Here is a 17,429-nt window from a genome sequence, read left to right as displayed (position 1 = left end):
CCGGCTCCCACATAAAGCCGATTTCCACATTAAATTGGAGCCACTTAATTAATCAGCTTAACCCCAGTTCATTCCAGATGCGCTTCACCTGGCGCCGCTCGTCGGCGAACTGATCCCCGGCTACCGTGCCGGCCTCGTTTTGCAAGGCCTGGCGGTGCGCGGCGGAACGGTAGGCCTTATACACCTCACGCAGCAGATGGGCATCGGCGGCGGGCATCAGCCCGACCTGCTCCAAGCCTTCCAGAATGCGGATATTGTCGGTATAGCGCAGCAACGATGGATGTTGCGCAGACCACGCCAAAGCCGCGTATTGCACCATAAATTCAATATCGACGATACCTCCGGCGTCTTGCTTGAGGTCGAACACGGTCGTCGGCTCGAAGGCATTCGCACCCGTGCCGGCAGCCGTCGCCTTGGTGCCCAGGTTGTCGCGCATCTTGGCGCGCATCTCGCTGACCTCCTGGCGCAGCTTCGCCAAGTCACGTTCACGCCCCAGTACTTTAGCCCGGACGTGTTCAAACGCGTGGCCCACATCCTGGCTGCCCACCAACACCCGCGCGCGGATCAGGGCTTGATGTTCCCAGGTCCAGGCTTCATTTTCCTGATAGCGCTCAAACGCCCCAAGCGAGCTGACCAACAACCCGGAGGCACCGGAAGGTCGCAGGCGCATATCCACTTCATACAACTGCCCGGAGTTGGTCTGGGTGGTGAGCAAGTGAATGATGCGCTGGCCCAGGCGCGTGAAGAACTGCGCGCCATCGATGGGTTTGGCGCCGTCGGTCTCGGCCTGCGGGTCGCCGTCGTGGATGAACACCAGGTCAAGGTCGGAACCGTGTCCCAGTTCGATGCCGCCGACCTTGCCATAACCCACAATGATGAACCCTGGGTCGCACAGGCTGCCGTCCACGCGCTGCGGCGAGCCGTGACGAGCGACGGTCTGGCGCCAGGCCAGGGCCAGCACTTGTTCAAGGATGGCTTCGGCGAGCCAGGTCAAATAGTCGCTGACTTTCATCAAGGGCAGGCTGCCGGCGATTTCCGAGGCAGCTACACGCAGGCGGTGGGCCAGCTTAAAGTGACGCAAGGCCTCCATCTGTTGCTCAAGGTCATCTTCGGGGATGCGTGTGAGGCGCTCACGCAGCTCAGCGGCGAGCTCCGGCGCCAAAGGCGGCTTGAACAGGCGGCCTTCGTTGAGCAACTCGTCGAGCAGCAGTGGGAAACGCGTGATTTGCTCGGCAATCCACGGGCTGGCAGCGCATAGCGTCAACAAGCGGCGCAGGGCGTCTGGGTTTTCGGTCAGCAGCACCAGGTAAGCAGAGCGTCGCGCCACGGCCTCCACCAACGGCAGCACGCGTTCGAGCACCAGATCCGGGTTGGCGTGCTCGACGGCCTGGGCCAGCAGGCGCGGGATAAAGGCGTCGAGCCGCTCGCGGCCAAGGCGCTGCATGGCGCGCAACTGCGGGCTGCCACGCAGGCCAGCCAGGGCTTTTAGGGCTTTGGGCGCGTCGGTAAAACCACCCTCGGCCAGTTGTCGACAGGCGGCGTCTTCGTCCTGGGACTCCTCCCACAATGGCAACCACTCCCCGCCCACCACCAGCTCGCTTTCTTCACCTTCTTCTTCGTCAGGATCAGCAATCACCTGGCGGAAGTGCCAGTCCACCCGGCCACGCCAATACATCAGGCGCTCATGGAACGCGGCCCAGTCGGCAAAGCCCAGCATAAAGGCGATGCGCGCCTGGTCTTCCGGGCTGTCCGGCAACATTTGCGTCTGACGGTCGGCAATCGCCTGAATCGCATGCTCGGTATAACGCAGGAATTCATAGCCATTGCGCAGTTCGGCGATCACCGCAGGCGGCAAGTAGCCCTGGCCTTCAAGCGTGCCGAGCACCATGAGCAACGGCCGCTGTTGCAGGCTCAGGTCGCGGCCACCGTGGATCAACTGGAACGCCTGGGCGATAAACTCCACTTCGCGGATGCCGCCCGAGCCCAGCTTGATATTCTCGGCCATGCCCTTGCGCCGCACTTCCTGCTGGATCAGCTGCTTCATGGTGCGCAGCGCTTCAATCGCGGAAAAATCCAGGTAACGCCGGTAAACGAACGGGCGCAGCATATCCAGCAGTTGCGCACCGGCCACCTGGTCGCCGGCCACCACACGCGCCTTGATCATCGCGTAGCGTTCCCAGTCGCGGCCTTGATCCTGGTAGTACTGTTCCAGCGCATTGAAGCTGAGCACCAGCGCACCGGCTGAGCCATAGGGCCGCAGGCGCATGTCGACACGGAAGACAAAACCATCGACCGTCATCGGGTCGAGCGCCTTGATCAGTTTTTGACCAAGGCGAATGAAAAACTCCTGGTTGTCCAGCGCGCGCTTCACGCCCACCGTTTCGCCGCCTTCGGGGTAGGCGAAGATCAGGTCGATGTCCGACGACAGGTTCAACTCCACCGCGCCGAGCTTGCCCATGCCGAGGATGACCATGTGCTGGGCTTCGCCGCTGCGCCGGCCGGTGGGCGTGCCGAACTGCACGCAGTGGCGCTGGTACAGCCATTGGTAAGCCTGGTCGATGCTGGCGTCGGCCATGTCGGAGAGGTCGCGACAGGTTTGCACCAGGTCCGCCTGTCGGGTCAGGTCGCGCCAGATAATGCGCACTTGCTGGCGCGTGCGCTGGCGGCGCAGCACCCGGCCCAGCTCATCTTCTGTTTCGGCCTGTTGCACGGCACCGGCGATCTGGCTGCACAGCTCACCGGGCGCAAAGCCGCGGTCCAGCTCGCCCCAGGCCACCAGCTCAAGCAACATCAAAGGGTCACGAAGGCTCTGTTCAATAACGAAATCACTGGCGGCGCACACGCGGGCAAAGTCGGCCCACCGTTGCGGCGTCCACGCAGAAAGTCCATGATCGGCGTCCAGCGCGGCCACTGCGTCACGAAATGACTGCTCGGCCCGCTGGGCAAAAGGCAAGAGAATGGCCGGCAGTTCGGCCAGCGTTGGAAGGCTCATGGTCTATCCTTGATCGGCGCGCAAAAGGTGTGTTGTTGTGAAGGCAAGAACCACGCTTGGTGAAGGACTGTCGAACAAAGGTTAGAAATAGCTGAAATTAATTTCATCTTGGCAGCCAACATCAAACTTTCACCTTTTCTTGTTCGCAAATGATCAACAATAACGATTATGCTCACCAGCCAGACCGAGCCATACGCTCAGTCTTGTGTAGTTTTACTACTCGTATATACATTCGAAAGGCTGAAATGGCCGACGATTTGTAGTAAAACTACAGGACGCCGAAGCAACCTTCGGCCATCCAAGAATTTATGTCGTCTGCCCACAAGGCCAGTCGCAAACTTCAGGCAACCGATTCTGGTAGCCTTTCCGCCCTGGAGCAAGCCATGCAAGACCTCGATCCCGTCGAAACCCAGGAATGGCTGGACGCCCTGGAATCGGTTCTCGACAAAGAAGGCGAAGACCGTGCTCACTATTTGATGACCCGTATGGGCGAACTCGCGACCCGCAGCGGCTCGCAATTGCCTTACGCCATCACCACGCCATACCGCAACACCATCCCCGTTACCCACGAAGCACGCATGCCTGGCGACCTGTTCATGGAACGCCGCATTCGCTCGCTGGTACGTTGGAACGCCATGGCGATGGTAATGCGCACGAACTTGAAAGATTCTGACCTGGGCGGTCACATCTCCAGCTTCGCCTCCAGCGCAACCCTGTATGACATCGGCTTCAACTACTTCTTCCAGGCCCCGACCGACGAACACGGCGGCGACCTGATCTACTTCCAGGGCCACACCTCGCCAGGCGTATACGCCCGTGCGTTCATGGAAGGCCGCATCACCGAAGAACATATGAACAACTTCCGCCAGGAAGTGGACGGTAACGGCCTGTCGTCGTACCCGCACCCTTGGCTGATGCCTGATTTCTGGCAGTTCCCGACGGTATCCATGGGCCTTGGCCCGATCCAGGCGATCTACCAGGCACGCTTCATGAAGTACCTGGAAGCGCGTGGCTTCATCCCTGAAGGCAAGCAGAAAGTCTGGTGCTTCCTGGGCGACGGCGAGTGTGACGAGCCGGAATCCCTGGGCGCCATCTCCCTGGCCGGCCGCGAGAAGCTCGACAACCTGATCTTCGTCATCAACTGCAACCTGCAGCGCCTCGACGGCCCGGTTCGCGGCAACGGCAAGATCATCCAGGAACTCGAAGGCGTGTTCCGCGGTGCTCAGTGGAACGTGACCAAAGTTATCTGGGGCCGTTTCTGGGACCCACTGCTGGCCAAAGACGTCGACGGTATCCTGCAACGTCGCATGGACGAAGTCATCGACGGCGAGTACCAGAACTACAAAGCCAAAGACGGCGCGTTCGTACGTGAACACTTCTTCAACTCGCCAGAACTCAAGGCGATGGTTGCAGACCTGTCCGACGACGAGATCTGGAAACTCAACCGTGGCGGCCACGACCCGTACAAGGTCTACGCGGCGTACCACGAAGCGGTCAACCACAAAGAACAACCAACTGTCATCCTGGCCAAGACCATCAAAGGTTATGGCACCGGTGCCGGCGAAGCGAAGAACACCGCGCACAACACCAAGAAAGTTGATGTTGAAAGCCTGAAGCTGTTCCGCGATCGCTTCGACATCCCGGTCAAGGATGAAGAGCTGGAAAACCTGCCGTTCTTCAAGCCGGAGCCAAACAGCGCCGAAGCCCGCTACCTCAGCGAGCGTCGTACTGCACTGGGCGGTTTCGTGCCACAGCGCCGCGCCAAGTCTTTCGACATCCCGACTCCGCCACTCGATACCCTCAAGGCTATCCTGGACGGCTCGGGCGACCGTGAAATCTCCACCACCATGGCTTTCGTGCGCATCCTGGCGCAACTGGTCAAGGACAAGGAAATCGGTTCGCGTATCGTCCCGATCATCCCGGACGAAGCCCGTACCTTCGGTATGGAAGGCATGTTCCGTCAGTTGGGCATCTACTCCTCCGTCGGTCAGCTCTACGAGCCAGTCGATAAAGACCAGGTGATGTTCTACAAGGAAGACAAGAAGGGCCAGATCCTCGAAGAAGGCATCAACGAAGCGGGCGCCATGAGCTCCTTCATCGCTGCCGGTACTTCGTACTCCAGCCACAACCAGCCGATGCTGCCGTTCTACATCTTCTACTCGATGTTCGGCTTCCAGCGTATCGGCGACCTGGCGTGGGCAGCAGGCGACAGCCGTACCCGTGGCTTCCTGATCGGCGGTACTGCCGGCCGGACCACGCTGAACGGCGAAGGCCTGCAACACGAAGACGGTCACAGCCACATCCTGGCTGCCACCATCCCGAACTGCCGCACCTTTGATCCAACCTACGGCTATGAGCTGGCGGTGATCATCCAGGACGGCATGAAGAAGATGACCGAACAGCAGCAGGACGTTTTCTACTACATCACCGTGATGAACGAGTCCTACCAGCAACCTGCCATGCCGGCCGGTGTTGAGGAAGGAATCATCAAGGGCATGTACCTGCTCGAAGAAGACACCAAAGAAGCAGCGCACCACGTGCAGCTGATGGGCTCCGGCACCATCCTGCGTGAAGTGCGTGAAGCGGCGAAGATCCTGCGTGAAGAGTTCAACGTCGGCGCTGACGTGTGGAGCGTTACCAGCTTCAACGAACTGCGTCGCGACGGCCTGGCAGTCGAGCGCAACAATCGCCTGCACCCAGGTCAGAAGCCTGCGCTGAGCTACGTCGAAGAGTGCCTGGCCGGCCGTAAAGGTCCAGTCATTGCCTCTACCGACTACATGAAGCTGTTTGCTGAACAGATTCGCCAGTGGGTCCCGTCCAAGGAATTCAAAGTCCTGGGCACCGACGGTTTCGGCCGCAGTGACAGCCGCAAAAAGCTGCGTCACTTCTTCGAAGTTGACCGTCACTTCGTGGTGTTGGCAGCCCTGGAAGCCTTGGCTGACCGTGGTGAGATCGAACCTAAGGTGGTGGCTGACGCTATCGTCAAGTTCGGGATCAACCCGGAAAAACGCAACCCACTGGACTGCTGAGGAGATTTTTTGTGAGCGAACTCATTCGCGTACCTGACATCGGCAGCGGTGAAGGTGAAGTAATCGAGCTGTTTGTGAAGGTCGGCGACACCGTCGAAGCCGACCAGAGCATCCTGACCCTGGAGTCGGACAAGGCGAGCATGGAAATCCCTGCTCCCAAGGCCGGCGTGGTCAAGAGCCTGAAAGTGAAGCTGGGCGACCGCCTGAAAGAAGGCGACGAACTGCTGGAACTGGAAATCGAAGGTGCCGCTGATGCGGCCCCTGCGCCAGCCCCGGCTGCCGCTGCTGCACCCGCACCCGCTGCTGAAAAACCTGCTGCTGCCGAGGCTGCTCCAGCTCCGGCTGCCGCACCTGCCGCCGCCACTGTTCAGGACATTCATGTTCCGGACATCGGCTCGTCGGGCAAGGCCAAGATCATCGAGCTGCTGGTCAAGGTCGGCGACACCGTCGAAGCCGACCAGTCGCTGATCACCCTGGAGTCCGACAAGGCCTCCATGGAAATCCCTTCGCCGGCTGCCGGCGTGGTGGAAAGCATTGCGGTCAAGCTGGAAGACGAAGTCGGCACTGGTGACTTCATCCTCAAGCTCAAAGTACAAGGCGCTGCACCTGCTGCTGCGCCAGCACCGGCTGCTGCTCCGGCTGCCAAGGCTGAAGCTGCTCCGGCGGCTGCTGCGGCTGCTGCACCCGCCGCACCGGCTGCAAAAGCCGAGGCCGCACCGGCTCCGGCGGCTGCCGCACCTGCGCCAAGCGGTGCCAAGGTTCACGCCGGCCCTGCCGTGCGTCAGCTGGCCCGTGAGTTCGGTGTTGAGCTCAACGCTGTGTCGGCCACCGGCCCACACGGTCGTGTGCTCAAAGAAGACGTGCAGGTATACGTCAAAGCCATGATGCAGAAGGCCAAGGAAGCTCCGGCTGCCGGCGCTGCGACTGGCGGCTCGGGCATTCCACCGATCCCGGTCGTGGACTTCAGCCGCTTCGGCGAGACCGAAGAAGTGCCGATGACCCGCCTGATGCAAATCGGCGCGTCGAGCCTGCACCGCAGCTGGCTGAACATCCCGCACGTGACTCAGTTCGACCAGGCCGATATCACCGACCTGGAAGCTTTCCGCGTTGCGCAGAAAGCCGTGGCCGAAAAAGCCGGCGTGAAACTGACCGTGTTGCCACTGCTGCTCAAGGCGTGCGCACACCTGCTCAAGGAGTTGCCGGACTTCAACAGTTCGCTGGCACCAAGCGGCAAGGCGATCATCCGCAAGAAGTATGTGAACGTAGGTTTCGCGGTGGATACCCCGGACGGCCTGCTGGTTCCTGTGATCAAGAACGTTGATCAGAAGAGCCTGCTGCAACTCGCCGCTGAAGCTGCTGCACTGGCTGCCAAAGCCCGTGACAAGAAGCTCACCGCCGACGACATGCAAGGCGCTTGCTTCACCATCTCCAGCCTCGGTCACATTGGCGGCACTGGCTTCACGCCAATCGTCAACGCGCCGGAAGTGGCGATCCTGGGTGTGTCCAAGGCCACTATCCAGCCTGTGTGGGACGGTAAAGCGTTCCAGCCGAAGCTGATGCTGCCGCTGTCGTTGTCCTACGATCACCGTGTGATCAACGGCGCTGCTGCTGCCCGCTTCACGCAGCGTCTGAGCCAACTGCTCAACGACATCCGCACTATCTTGCTGTAAGCCTCAACAGGCCTTCCCTTCACAGGGAAGGCTTGGCAGCACCGATTTCCGAGCGCCACGCTCGTACCTCAACCCCGCCACTTGGCGGGGCTTTTTTTTTGTGGCAAGGGAGCTGCTCCCGCTCGGCTGCGTAGCAGTCGCAGGCATTTTTGGGGGAGCTTCGCACCCCAGCGCAAGCAAGCTTGCTCGCCACACATGCCAGCCCTGTATCTACATCAGTGAGCCTTCCATCACCCCGATTGCAGAAATCCCCTTCGCGGCCGATAACACACATATAGCACTTAGCCTTCATCCTCTCTTGTCAGTGCGTGCTGCATGATGCAACCTTGCCGCAGGTGACAGTAAAGAGGGCGTGAGCCCGGCGCCGTGCGCATCTTCCCAAGCGAGTTTCCCCCATGAAAAGCCAACCCGATGTCGCCCGTATGGCGGCCGAGGTAGTGACGCAATTACCGGTGCCTTCGCGCCTCGGTATGCTGCGTTTCGAGCGGCTTAATGAGGCAAGCTGGGCGCTGCTGTACCTGGACCCTAATTGCGAGCGTCAATTCGGCCTGCCGGCGGTGGAACTGTGTGCCTTGATCGGCACCCCTTACGCCAGCCTGATGGAACCCCAGGCGCGCTATCAACTGCACGACACCATCCAGCAGCAACTGGCCAATAGCCCGCATTACCTGGTGCGCTACACCCTGCACACCAACGATGGGCCTCTGAGCCTGCTGGAAATGGGCGAGGCGTATAAACAACACAATCGCCACTTGTTGCGCGGCTACCTGATGGTGGTCGACGGCCTGTTCAGCGAAATCCCCGCCGCCGCGCCGACCGCCGACCTGGAAAACCAGAACAGCCGCCTGCAGATCGCCCTGGAACTCAACCAGCGTGCCCAGCAGGAACAGCTGCAACACCTTGAACGGGTACGCGCCCAACAGGAGCTGATCCTGCTGCTGGCGCGCCAGCGCTACACCACGCCGAATTCGCTGCAAGAAGCCGCCGAGTTGATCACCCGCAGTGCCTGCGATATCTACCAGATCGACTGCGCCAGCATCTGGAACCTCGAAGGCCAGCGCCTGGTGCCGATCTCGGCCTACCACCGCGACGACCAGCAGCACCGCTTGCCCGAAGCGATTGACGCCAGCGGCTTCCCGGATTACCTGGAAGCCCTGCATTCTAGCCGCGCCATCGACGCCACCCACGCGATGCGCGACCCGCGCACTCGGGAAATGGCCGAGAGCCTGCGCGCCAAGGACGTCCACGCCATGCTCGACGCCAGCATCCGCGTAGATGGCCAGGTAGTCGGTGTGTTGTGCCTGGAACAAAGTGGCAGCTCGCGTGCCTGGCAGTCGGATGAGATTGCCTTTGCCGGTGAGCTGGCGGACCAGTTCGCGCAAGTGATCAACAACCACAACCGCCGCACCGCCACCAGCGCCCTGCACCTGTTCCAACGCGCAGTTGAGCAAAGCGCCAACGCCTTTCTGCTGGTCAATTGCGACGGCGTGGTGGAGTACGTCAACCCAAGCTTTACCGCCATCACCCAGTACAGCGCCGAAGAAGTCCACGGCCATCGCCTGGCGCAGCTGCCGGCCCTGGAAAACCTCAGCGAACTGCTGTTCGACGCGCCGTCGAGCCTGGCCAAGAGCAACAGCTGGCAAGGCGAGTTCAAGAGCCGGCGCAAAAACCTGGAACCCTATTGGGGCCAGCTGTCGATCTCCAAGGTGTATGGCGACAACCGTGAGTTGACCCACTACATCGGCATCTACGAAGACATCACCCAGACCAAGCTCGCGCAACAGCGTATCGAGCGCCTGGCCTACACTGACAACCTGACCAACCTGGGCAACCGCCCGGCGTTTATCCGCAACCTTGATGAACGCTTCGCTCGCGACAGCGACAGCCCTATCAGCCTGCTGCTGGTGGACATCGACAACTTCAAGCGCATCAACGACAGCCTCGGCCACCAGACCGGTGACAAACTGCTGATCAGCCTGGCCCGGCGCCTGCGCAACAGCCTGAGTGCTGGCGGCAGCCTGGCGCGTTTTGCCAGTAACGAATTTGCGGTGTTGCTGGACGACACCGACCTTGAGACCGGCCAACAGGTGGCCAGCCAGTTGCTGACCACCCTCGATAAGCCGATGTTTGTCGACAACCAGTTGATCAGCGTCACCGGCTCCGTGGGCCTGGCCTGCGCGCCGCTGCACGGCCGCGACCCGCAGACGCTGATGCGTAACGCCGGCTTGGCGCTGCACAAGGCCAAGGCCAACGGCAAACATCAGGTGCAGGTCTTCACCGAGGCGTTGAATGCCGAAGCCAGTTACAAGCTGTTCGTGGAAAACAACCTGCGCCGCGCCCTGACTCAAAACGAGCTGGACGTGTTCTACCAGCCCAAGCTGTGCCTGCGCAGCGGCCGCTTGCTGGGCATGGAAGCACTGCTGCGCTGGAACCACCCGGAAAAGGGCATGATCCGCCCTGACCAGTTCATCAGCGTGGCTGAAGAAACCGGGCTGATCATCCCCATCGGCAAATGGATCGCGCGCCAGGCTTGCCGCATGAGCAAGCAGCTGAGCGCAGGCGGCATGGGTAATTTGCAGGTGGCGATCAACCTGTCGCCCAAGCAGTTCTCCGACCCGGACCTGGTGGCGTCGATCGCCACCATCCTCAAGGAAGAACAACTGCCGGCCAACCTGCTGGAGCTGGAGCTGACCGAAGGCCTGCTGCTGGAAGCTACCGAAGACACGCGCCTGCAACTGGACCAGTTGAAGAGCTTTGGCCTGACCCTGGCCATGGACGACTTCGGCACCGGTTACTCGTCGCTGAGCTACCTGAAAAAATTCCCAATCGACATCATCAAAATCGATCGCAGCTTTATCCACGAAATCCCGGACAACCAGGACGACATGGAAATCACCTCGGCGGTCATCGCCATGGCCCACAACCTCAAGCTCAAGGTGGTGGCCGAGGGCATCGAGACGGCCGAACAGTTGGCGTTCCTGCGCCGCCATCGCTGCGATGTGGGCCAGGGCTACCTGTTCGACCGGCCGATCCCCGGCGCAGAGCTGTTGGAAAAGCTTAAACGCTATCCGCGCGGGCCAATCGCCTGACAGCGCTGTAACACTCGGGCACACTGGCGGTCTGTCTTATTACATAACTCAATCTGACTGAGAGGACTGATCATGGCCTTGCGCTCGGAAATTCTGGTGAACAAAAACGTGCTGCCGACTCAAGAACAAGCTTTGCCTGGCCGTGAAACGCCGATGAACCTGCCGGAGACTCACTTCGTCAACGGCAACCCGCTGCTCGGCCCCTTTGTCGACAACGTAGAGTTCGCGATCTTCGGCCTCGGTTGCTTCTGGGGTGCCGAACGGCGGTTCTGGCAGCGCGAAGGCATCGTCAGCACCGTGGTCGGTTACGCCGGCGGCTACACGCCGAACCCGACCTACGAAGAAGTCTGCTCGGGCCTCACCGGCCACAGCGAAGTGGTACTGGTCGTGTTTGACCAGGACAAGATCAGCTATGAAGAACTGCTGAAAATGTTCTGGGAATTGCACAACCCGACCCAGGGCATGCGCCAGGGCAACGACATCGGCACCCAATACCGCTCGGTGATCTACGCGGTGAAACCTGAGCATCTGGAAGCGGCCAAGGCCAGCGCCGATGCCTATCAGGCTGAATTGACCAAGGCGGGCCTGGGTGTGATCACCACGGAAATCGAAGAAGCTCCGACGGTGTATTTCGCCGAGGCGTACCACCAGCAGTACCTGGCGAAGAACCCGCAAGGCTATTGCGGGATCGGCGGTACCGGCGTGACCTGCCCGATCTGACGCCAAAAGCATCGCGGGCAAGCCCGCTCCCACCTTGGAATGCATTCCAAATGTGGGAGCGGGCTTGCCCGCGATAGCATTCTTACGGGAGACTCATTACTCAGCGATGAGCCAATCCATCTGCCACCCACCCTGGGTCTGGCCAAGTTTCTTGGACAGCCACGGCAGCAGCTCACGCAACTCCTCCTCCAGACCCCACGGCGGGTTGGCAATCGCCAGGCCCGAGCCGGTCAGGGTGTTGGGCGTATCCAGCGGATGCACCAGCAATTCCACACGCAGCAACTTCGGCGCGCCGGTGCCGGCCAGGTCCTGGTAGAAACGCCGCAGCATGCGCTGGTCTTTCACCGGGTACCAGATCGCCGCGACTGTCTGGCGCATGCGGCTGACCGCTTCCTTGAGGGACGCCGCGCAGCGCTGCATTTCATCGAGTTGTTCAAACGGCGGATCGATCAGCATCAACGCGCGTTTTTCCGGCACCGGCAGCAAGGCACGTGGCACATGCCAGCCTTCGCCCAAGTGCACTTTGACCCGGCGATCGCCCTTCATGTTGTCCTTGAGCAGTACGCCGTCTTCCGGGTGCTTCTCATTGAGCAATACACGGTCCTGCGGCCGCGTGAGGCGGCGCGCCAGCTCCGGCGAACCTGGGTAGTAGCGCAACTGGCCGTCCGGGTTCATCTCGTGCAGCACACGCATGTAGTCGGCGGTGAGTGGCGGCAGGTCGCTCTCGCCCCACAGGCGCGCAATGCCTTCCAGGTATTCGCCGGTGCGGTTGGCCTGGTCGCCCTGCAAGTCGTACAGGCCAATCCCGGCGTGGGTGTCGAGGTAGGCGAACGGCTGTTCCTTGCGCGACATCAGGGCGATGAGGCGGGTCAAGGTCAGGTGTTTGAAGACATCGGCGTGGTTGCCGGCGTGAAAGGCGTGACGATAATTCATGGTTGCTCCTGCGCAGGGGGCGAAGTTTACCTTCTACGGAAGCAAAGGTGCAGGGCTGCGTGTCGGGCGGCGCTTATGTCGCAAAGGCAGGCGCACCACCGAAAACAGTCTATGGCTGCTGTGGGAGCTGGCTTGCCTGCGATGGCATCGCCGCGGTATTACCCGTACACCGCGGTGATGCTATCGCAGGCAAGCCAGCTCCCACATTGCCTTGGGGGCAATTCTGGAATCCAAGGAGGTCAACCCGCATCATGAAAGACGCCACCATTGCATTGCACCACGGCTTCAAGTCGGACCCGACCACCAAGGCCGTCGCCGTGCCGATCTACCAGAACGTCGCCTTCGAGTTCGATAACGCCCAGCACGGCGCCGACCTGTTCAACCTGGACGTGCCCGGCAACATCTACACGCGCATCATGAACCCCACCAACGATGTACTGGAGCAGCGCATTGCTGCCCTTGAGGGCGGTATCGCCGCCCTGGCCGTGTCGGCCGGTAGCGCGGCGATTCACTATGCGATCCAGACCCTGACCCGAGCGGGCGACAATATCGTCACCACGCCGCAGCTTTACGGCGGCACCTACACCCTCTTCGCCCACCTATTGCCAAGCTTTGGCGTCGACGTGCGCTTCGCCCGCGACGACTCTGCCCAAGCCATCGCGGAGTTGATCGACGACAACACCAAGCTGGTCTACTGCGAAAGCATCGGCAACCCGGCGGGCAATATTATCGACATTCAAGCCCTGGCCGATGTCGCCCATGCGCGCGGCGTACCGCTGATGGTGGATAACACCGTGGCTACGCCGATCCTGTGCAAGCCGATTCAGTTCGGCGCCGACATCGTGGTGCATTCGGTCACCAAGTACGTGGGTGGCCATGGCAACTCCCTGGGCGGCGTGATCGTCGACAGCGGCACCTTCCCCTGGACCCAATACCCAGAAAAATTCCCCGGCCTCAACCAACCGGAGCCGGCCTATCACGGCGTGGTCTACACGGAAAAGTTCGGCCCGGCCGCCTTTATCGCCCGCGCCCGCACCGTGCCGTTGCGCAACACCGGTGCGGCGCTGGCGCCGATGAATGCATTCCTGTTGCTGCAAGGTCTGGAAACCCTGGCCTTACGCATGGAGCGCCATACCGACAACGCGCTGAAGGTTGCGCAATACCTGCAGGGCCACGCCGAGGTGGAATGGGTCAGCTACGCCGGGCTGCCGGACCACCCGCACCACGCACTGGCGCAGAAATACATGCAGGGCAAACCCTCGGCGATCCTCTCATTCGGCTTGAAGGGCGGCTATGACGCGGGCGTGCGCTTCTACGATGCCCTGCAAATCTTCAAGCGATTGGTAAATATTGGCGATGCCAAATCCCTGGCCTGTCACCCCGCGTCCACCACTCACCGGCAAATGAACGAGCAGGAACAGGCAAAGGCCGGCGTGAAGCCGGAGATGATTCGCCTGTCGGTCGGCATCGAGGCGATTGAAGACCTGATCGAGGACTTGCAGCAGGCCCTGGCTTCAACTCAACTCTGAAGCCAGATAATCCGCCAGCGCTTGAGGGCTGACGCCTGGACTGCGCGAAAAGTAGGCGACCTTGTGCCGCAAGGTCGCAGGCCTGAACGCGGTGTAGAGGTCCGGGCGCTGTTCTTCGAGCCATTGCAGCAGGTTACCGATAAGCACCTGCGGCGATCGCTCTGCCAAGTGCGCAAGCAGCGACGCTGGCACTTGCCACCATGGGCTGGCCTTGGCAGCAGTTGCCGGGCCGGTGTTAACGGCCAGCGGCTGGCCGTTGATCAGGTAGCGCTGAAACACCGGCAACACGCGTCCGGCCTCATCACCCAGCTTCTGCACAATGGGCAGCCATTGAGCGCCATCCCAAAAGCGTAAAAACACCGCTTGCTCATCCGGCAACAGTACTTTGGTCAAGCCTCGCAGGTGCGCAACCACCGTCTCCAGCGGGCTGGACGAGACCGCGAGCCAACCCCAGTCCGTTGCCTCGGCGCTGGCGACCCAATCCAGGAAGGCACTGCCCGGCTCAACAATGCCCACATAAGGCATGACGTCGACCCAATCGGCGTAAACCGTACCGGCCCATATCGAATGCGGCAACTTCCCCGGTGCAAGGGTTTGCCATGCATTAAGGGGCTTGGCTTCGCTGGCGCTGCCCAGCACTGTGTAGAGGCGCTCTTCGGGCTGTAGCGGCCACTGTGCAAGCCAGGCGCTGGGAACCATGGGCTGAGGCATCGGGGGTAAATTCCTTCTAAGGTTTAGGGTGCCCGGGGAGATCACATTGGCCGTTCTTGCAACGCTCACACTCTTCGCAAAACGGCGCACTGCGCTTAAGGCTCGCAACCTGTACGCGGCTGAGAGGTGCCGGGATAACCGCTGACAACTGCTCGGTAATACCCGGCATCAGTGGCATCGGCACGGCAGCAGGCGCACCGCCAACCTGGATCGGCACACTGCTGAAAATCCCGGCGGCCGACAGCGTGATCGACTGCCCTCCCGCCTGGATCGTCACGCTGGCGCCCGCATCAATGACCACGCTTTGCCCGGCACCGATCTGGATCGTCCGCCCGGCTCGCACCTGCTGCGAGCCACCGACTACCAGATGATCATCCTGCTTGAGCTCCGCGAGGCGATTGCCGTGTGTAATGCGCTGTTCTTCACCCAACAGCTCATGGTGCGACTCGCCACCCACCTTGAGCCGACGCTGGTTATCCACCTGTAGGTGCTGGTCATGCAATACGTGCTGGGTCCAATCGCGCTGGGCGCGCAGGTAAATCTCCTCGGCGCCCTTGCGGTCATCGATGCGCAGTTCGTTGTAACCGCCACCGCCCGGAGTGCTTTGGCTGCGAAACACGCTGCGGGTCTGGTCCGCCGGTAGATCCAGCGGCAGCAGGTTTGCCGCGTTGGGCAGGCAGCCCATCACCAGCGGCATATCCACGTCGCCGTTGACGAAGCCCACCAACACCTCCATGCCGACCCGCGGGATCAGCACCGCACCATAACGGTCATGCGCCCAGCCACTGGCAACCCGCAGCCAGCAACTGGAGTGCTCGTTGCGTTCGCCGTCGCGGTCCCAGGCCATCTGCACTTTGACCCGTCCATATTCGTCGCAATGGATTTCAGTGCCGGCAGGCCCGGTGACCATTGCGTTCTGGTAGCCCGAGATATGCGGTCGAGGCACAATCAGCGGGGTTCGAAACGGCACGTCCCAAGGTGTTACGACAAACTCATTGTGATAGCCGGGGGAGACGCCATCGTCGTAGGTGTCAGGCGCAGACTCCTCAAGGACCTGAGGCTGCTGCCCACAATGATGCAACTGAGTTACCAGCCACAAATTATTCCATTCCTGGCGAGGGTGCTCGGTCATCTTCAGGAACTGCCCTGTGGACAAGGCCGGCTGATCGCTATTACCGCTGGCTTGGCGAAAGTCACTGCGATGACGCTCAAGCAGCCGTTGCGCCAAGTATTTGCCATGGGCTCGATCAGTGAAGTGCCCTGGGTAGTACTGCTCATTCAGCACAGGCTGTTGCCCGCTGGACGCCGCGCTTTCCAAGACCAGGCTGGGCTTTTTGAAGTCGTAATCACGCACGCTCACACCGGTGGTGCGAGTCTCCAACCGCAGGATGAAGCGCTTGATCGCTGGGGTGCCGGCAACCAGTGCCGAACCGGCTGAATACGAGGTGGTTTGAGCAGGCTGGGTAAAGACGCTTTGGTCGTCGCCAAACATCAACAGGTGGCGCTCGGGGCTGTGCTGAAAGTGATAGTGAATGCCCGACTCGACGCACAAACGCTGAATGAACGCCAGATCGGTTTCGCCGAACTGAACACAGTACTCACGCTCGGGGTATTGCCCGCTCAGCTGAAACGCAAAGGCATCAGCCTGGATCCCTTGAGCCTCCAGCACCCGCGCAATGATCTGTGGCACGGTTTTTTTCTGAAATATGCGTTGGTGCGTGCTGTGTTCCAGGTAAGCCAACTGCGGCACCAAGGTGATCTGGTAACGGGTCAGGCGCTTGCCTGAGTCGCCTTGCGCCACCCGGCATACCTGGCCATGAATGCCGTGCCCTTGCGAATCGAACCCCAGGAACGCCTGACGGTGCAGGAAGCTATCGAGGTCCAGGTCGGGTTGTTCGCTCACCAACTCAAGGTCAAAACGAAACGGCAGGCTGATAAATTCATCGCCCGTGAACCCACGAACCTTGAGCTCACTGGGCTGCCCATCGAGGGTCAGGTTAAAGGCACTTTGATTGGCAAGAGCGAACATCCGGTGTCTCTCTGCGAGGGCTGGGCGAAGGATTCTGCACCAGCTTTTCACCCACCAGAGCGCACCACAGGCAAATCAGTAAGCTCCTACATCCTGGGTGCCCGATTCTTCATGTTTCTGGCGTCGAAGGCACACCAAGGCCGTGCTAGCGTTATAGCTCCTCCTCACCGGCTCACGGGTAAAAGCATGACCACCCGCTACGTAAAAATCATCCTGACCCTGGCCCTGGCTGCCTTCGCCACCATGGTCGCGTTCAACAACATCACCGACTACGGCTCCAATTTCGCCTTCGTCCAACATGTGTTGAGCATGGACACCACCTTCCCGAACAACGCCGCCATGTATCGGGCGATCACTACGCCATGGCTGTGGCACGCGGCCTACGCGCTGATCATCCTTGGCGAAGCGCTCACCGCAGTGCTGCTGGCGCGTGGCGCGCTGTCGCTGTGGCGTGCGCGGCACGCGGGCGGCGCCGAATTCAACCGCGCCAAGGCAGGCGCAACGGCAGGCCTGGCCCTTGGCTTTGTGGTGTGGTTCTTTGGTTTTATGGTGGTGGGCGGTGAGTGGTTTCTGATGTGGCAGTCCCATCAGTGGAATGGCCAGGAAGCGGCATTCAAGTTCTACATGGCGATCCTGGGCGTGCTGATTTTTCTAAATCAGCCGGAGGCTGGCTGAACTGACAGCGGGACGCGGAGCGTCCGGGGTGGCATTCCCACGCGGAGCGTGG

Annotated in this window: 10 protein-coding genes; 6 read left to right on the top strand and 4 right to left on the bottom strand. The window is 60.9% G+C overall.

Annotation, left to right across the window (positions count from 1 at the left end):
* Positions 1-52: 52 nt before the first annotated feature.
* Positions 53-2,992 carry a bifunctional [glutamate--ammonia ligase]-adenylyl-L-tyrosine phosphorylase/[glutamate--ammonia-ligase] adenylyltransferase gene (gene glnE / locus P5706_RS02130; RefSeq protein WP_285678454.1) on the bottom strand — a complete coding sequence of 980 codons (2,940 nt, stop codon included), beginning with the start codon at positions 2,990-2,992 and terminating at the stop codon, positions 53-55.
* Between the two features lie 383 nt (positions 2,993-3,375).
* On the opposite strand from glnE, the gene aceE reads away from it, so the two are divergent.
* The 4 genes from aceE to msrA all read left to right on the top strand — a co-directional run bounded on the left by aceE (position 3,376) and on the right by msrA (position 11,500).
* On the top strand, positions 3,376-6,021 hold the full coding sequence (gene aceE, locus P5706_RS02125; RefSeq protein ID WP_200431743.1) for a pyruvate dehydrogenase (acetyl-transferring), homodimeric type: 2,646 nt from the start codon (positions 3,376-3,378) through the stop codon (positions 6,019-6,021).
* Positions 6,022-6,032: 11 nt separating this feature from the next.
* A complete protein-coding gene (gene aceF, locus P5706_RS02120) occupies positions 6,033-7,691 on the top strand; it encodes a dihydrolipoyllysine-residue acetyltransferase (RefSeq protein ID WP_285678453.1) in 1,659 nt (552 codons plus the stop codon).
* 395 nt (positions 7,692-8,086) lie between these two features.
* Complete coding sequence (locus P5706_RS02115) at positions 8,087-10,780, top strand: putative bifunctional diguanylate cyclase/phosphodiesterase (RefSeq protein WP_200431741.1); 2,694 nt, start codon at positions 8,087-8,089, stop codon at positions 10,778-10,780.
* A 72-nt stretch (positions 10,781-10,852) separates the two neighbouring features.
* On the top strand, positions 10,853-11,500 hold the full coding sequence (gene msrA / locus P5706_RS02110; protein ID WP_200431740.1) for a peptide-methionine (S)-S-oxide reductase MsrA: 648 nt from the start codon (positions 10,853-10,855) through the stop codon (positions 11,498-11,500).
* 96 nt (positions 11,501-11,596) lie between these two features.
* Here msrA and P5706_RS02105 read toward each other — a convergent pair whose 3' ends face one another.
* Complete coding sequence (locus P5706_RS02105) at positions 11,597-12,433, bottom strand: 23S rRNA (adenine(2030)-N(6))-methyltransferase RlmJ (protein WP_017138523.1); 837 nt, start codon at positions 12,431-12,433, stop codon at positions 11,597-11,599.
* Between the two features lie 251 nt (positions 12,434-12,684).
* On the opposite strand from P5706_RS02105, the gene P5706_RS02100 reads away from it, so the two are divergent.
* Entirely contained in the window at positions 12,685-13,962 is a 1,278-nt protein-coding gene (locus P5706_RS02100) for an O-acetylhomoserine aminocarboxypropyltransferase/cysteine synthase family protein (protein WP_285678452.1), read from the top strand.
* Here P5706_RS02100 and P5706_RS02095 read toward each other — a convergent pair.
* Positions 13,948-14,673, bottom strand: coding sequence for a DUF4123 domain-containing protein (locus P5706_RS02095; protein WP_285678451.1), 726 nt, complete (start codon positions 14,671-14,673; stop codon positions 13,948-13,950). The two genes, P5706_RS02100 and P5706_RS02095, sit on opposite strands and share 15 nt — an antisense overlap.
* A gap of 16 nt (positions 14,674-14,689) precedes the next feature.
* Positions 14,690-16,702: a type VI secretion system Vgr family protein gene (locus tag P5706_RS02090; protein ID WP_285678450.1), complete on the bottom strand. Its 2,013-nt coding sequence runs from the start codon at positions 16,700-16,702 to the stop codon at positions 14,690-14,692.
* Between the two features lie 186 nt (positions 16,703-16,888).
* On the opposite strand from P5706_RS02090, the gene P5706_RS02085 reads away from it, so the two are divergent.
* Positions 16,889-17,377: a DUF2165 family protein gene (locus P5706_RS02085; RefSeq protein WP_285678449.1), complete on the top strand. Its 489-nt coding sequence runs from the start codon at positions 16,889-16,891 to the stop codon at positions 17,375-17,377.
* Positions 17,378-17,429: the final 52 nt, after the last annotated feature.

Source organism: Pseudomonas sp. ChxA (genome assembly GCF_030263855.1).
In the GTDB taxonomy this organism is placed as follows: Bacteria; Pseudomonadota; Gammaproteobacteria; order Pseudomonadales; family Pseudomonadaceae; genus Aquipseudomonas; species Aquipseudomonas fluorescens_CB.
This window is presented reverse-complemented; position numbering and strand designations above follow the sequence as displayed.

Coding starts and splice junctions, on each gene's coding strand:
- P5706_RS02100 (WP_285678452.1), top strand. CDS start 12,685: ATGAAAGACGCCACCATTGCATTGCACCACGGCTTCAAGTCGGACCCG.
- glnE (WP_285678454.1), bottom strand. CDS start 2,992: ATGAGCCTTCCAACGCTGGCCGAACTGCCGGCCATTCTCTTGCCTTTT.
- P5706_RS02085 (WP_285678449.1), top strand. CDS start 16,889: ATGACCACCCGCTACGTAAAAATCATCCTGACCCTGGCCCTGGCTGCC.
- P5706_RS02115 (WP_200431741.1), top strand. CDS start 8,087: ATGAAAAGCCAACCCGATGTCGCCCGTATGGCGGCCGAGGTAGTGACG.
- P5706_RS02105 (WP_017138523.1), bottom strand. CDS start 12,433: ATGAATTATCGTCACGCCTTTCACGCCGGCAACCACGCCGATGTCTTC.
- P5706_RS02095 (WP_285678451.1), bottom strand. CDS start 14,673: ATGCCTCAGCCCATGGTTCCCAGCGCCTGGCTTGCACAGTGGCCGCTA.
- msrA (WP_200431740.1), top strand. CDS start 10,853: ATGGCCTTGCGCTCGGAAATTCTGGTGAACAAAAACGTGCTGCCGACT.
- P5706_RS02090 (WP_285678450.1), bottom strand. CDS start 16,702: ATGTTCGCTCTTGCCAATCAAAGTGCCTTTAACCTGACCCTCGATGGG.
- aceE (WP_200431743.1), top strand. CDS start 3,376: ATGCAAGACCTCGATCCCGTCGAAACCCAGGAATGGCTGGACGCCCTG.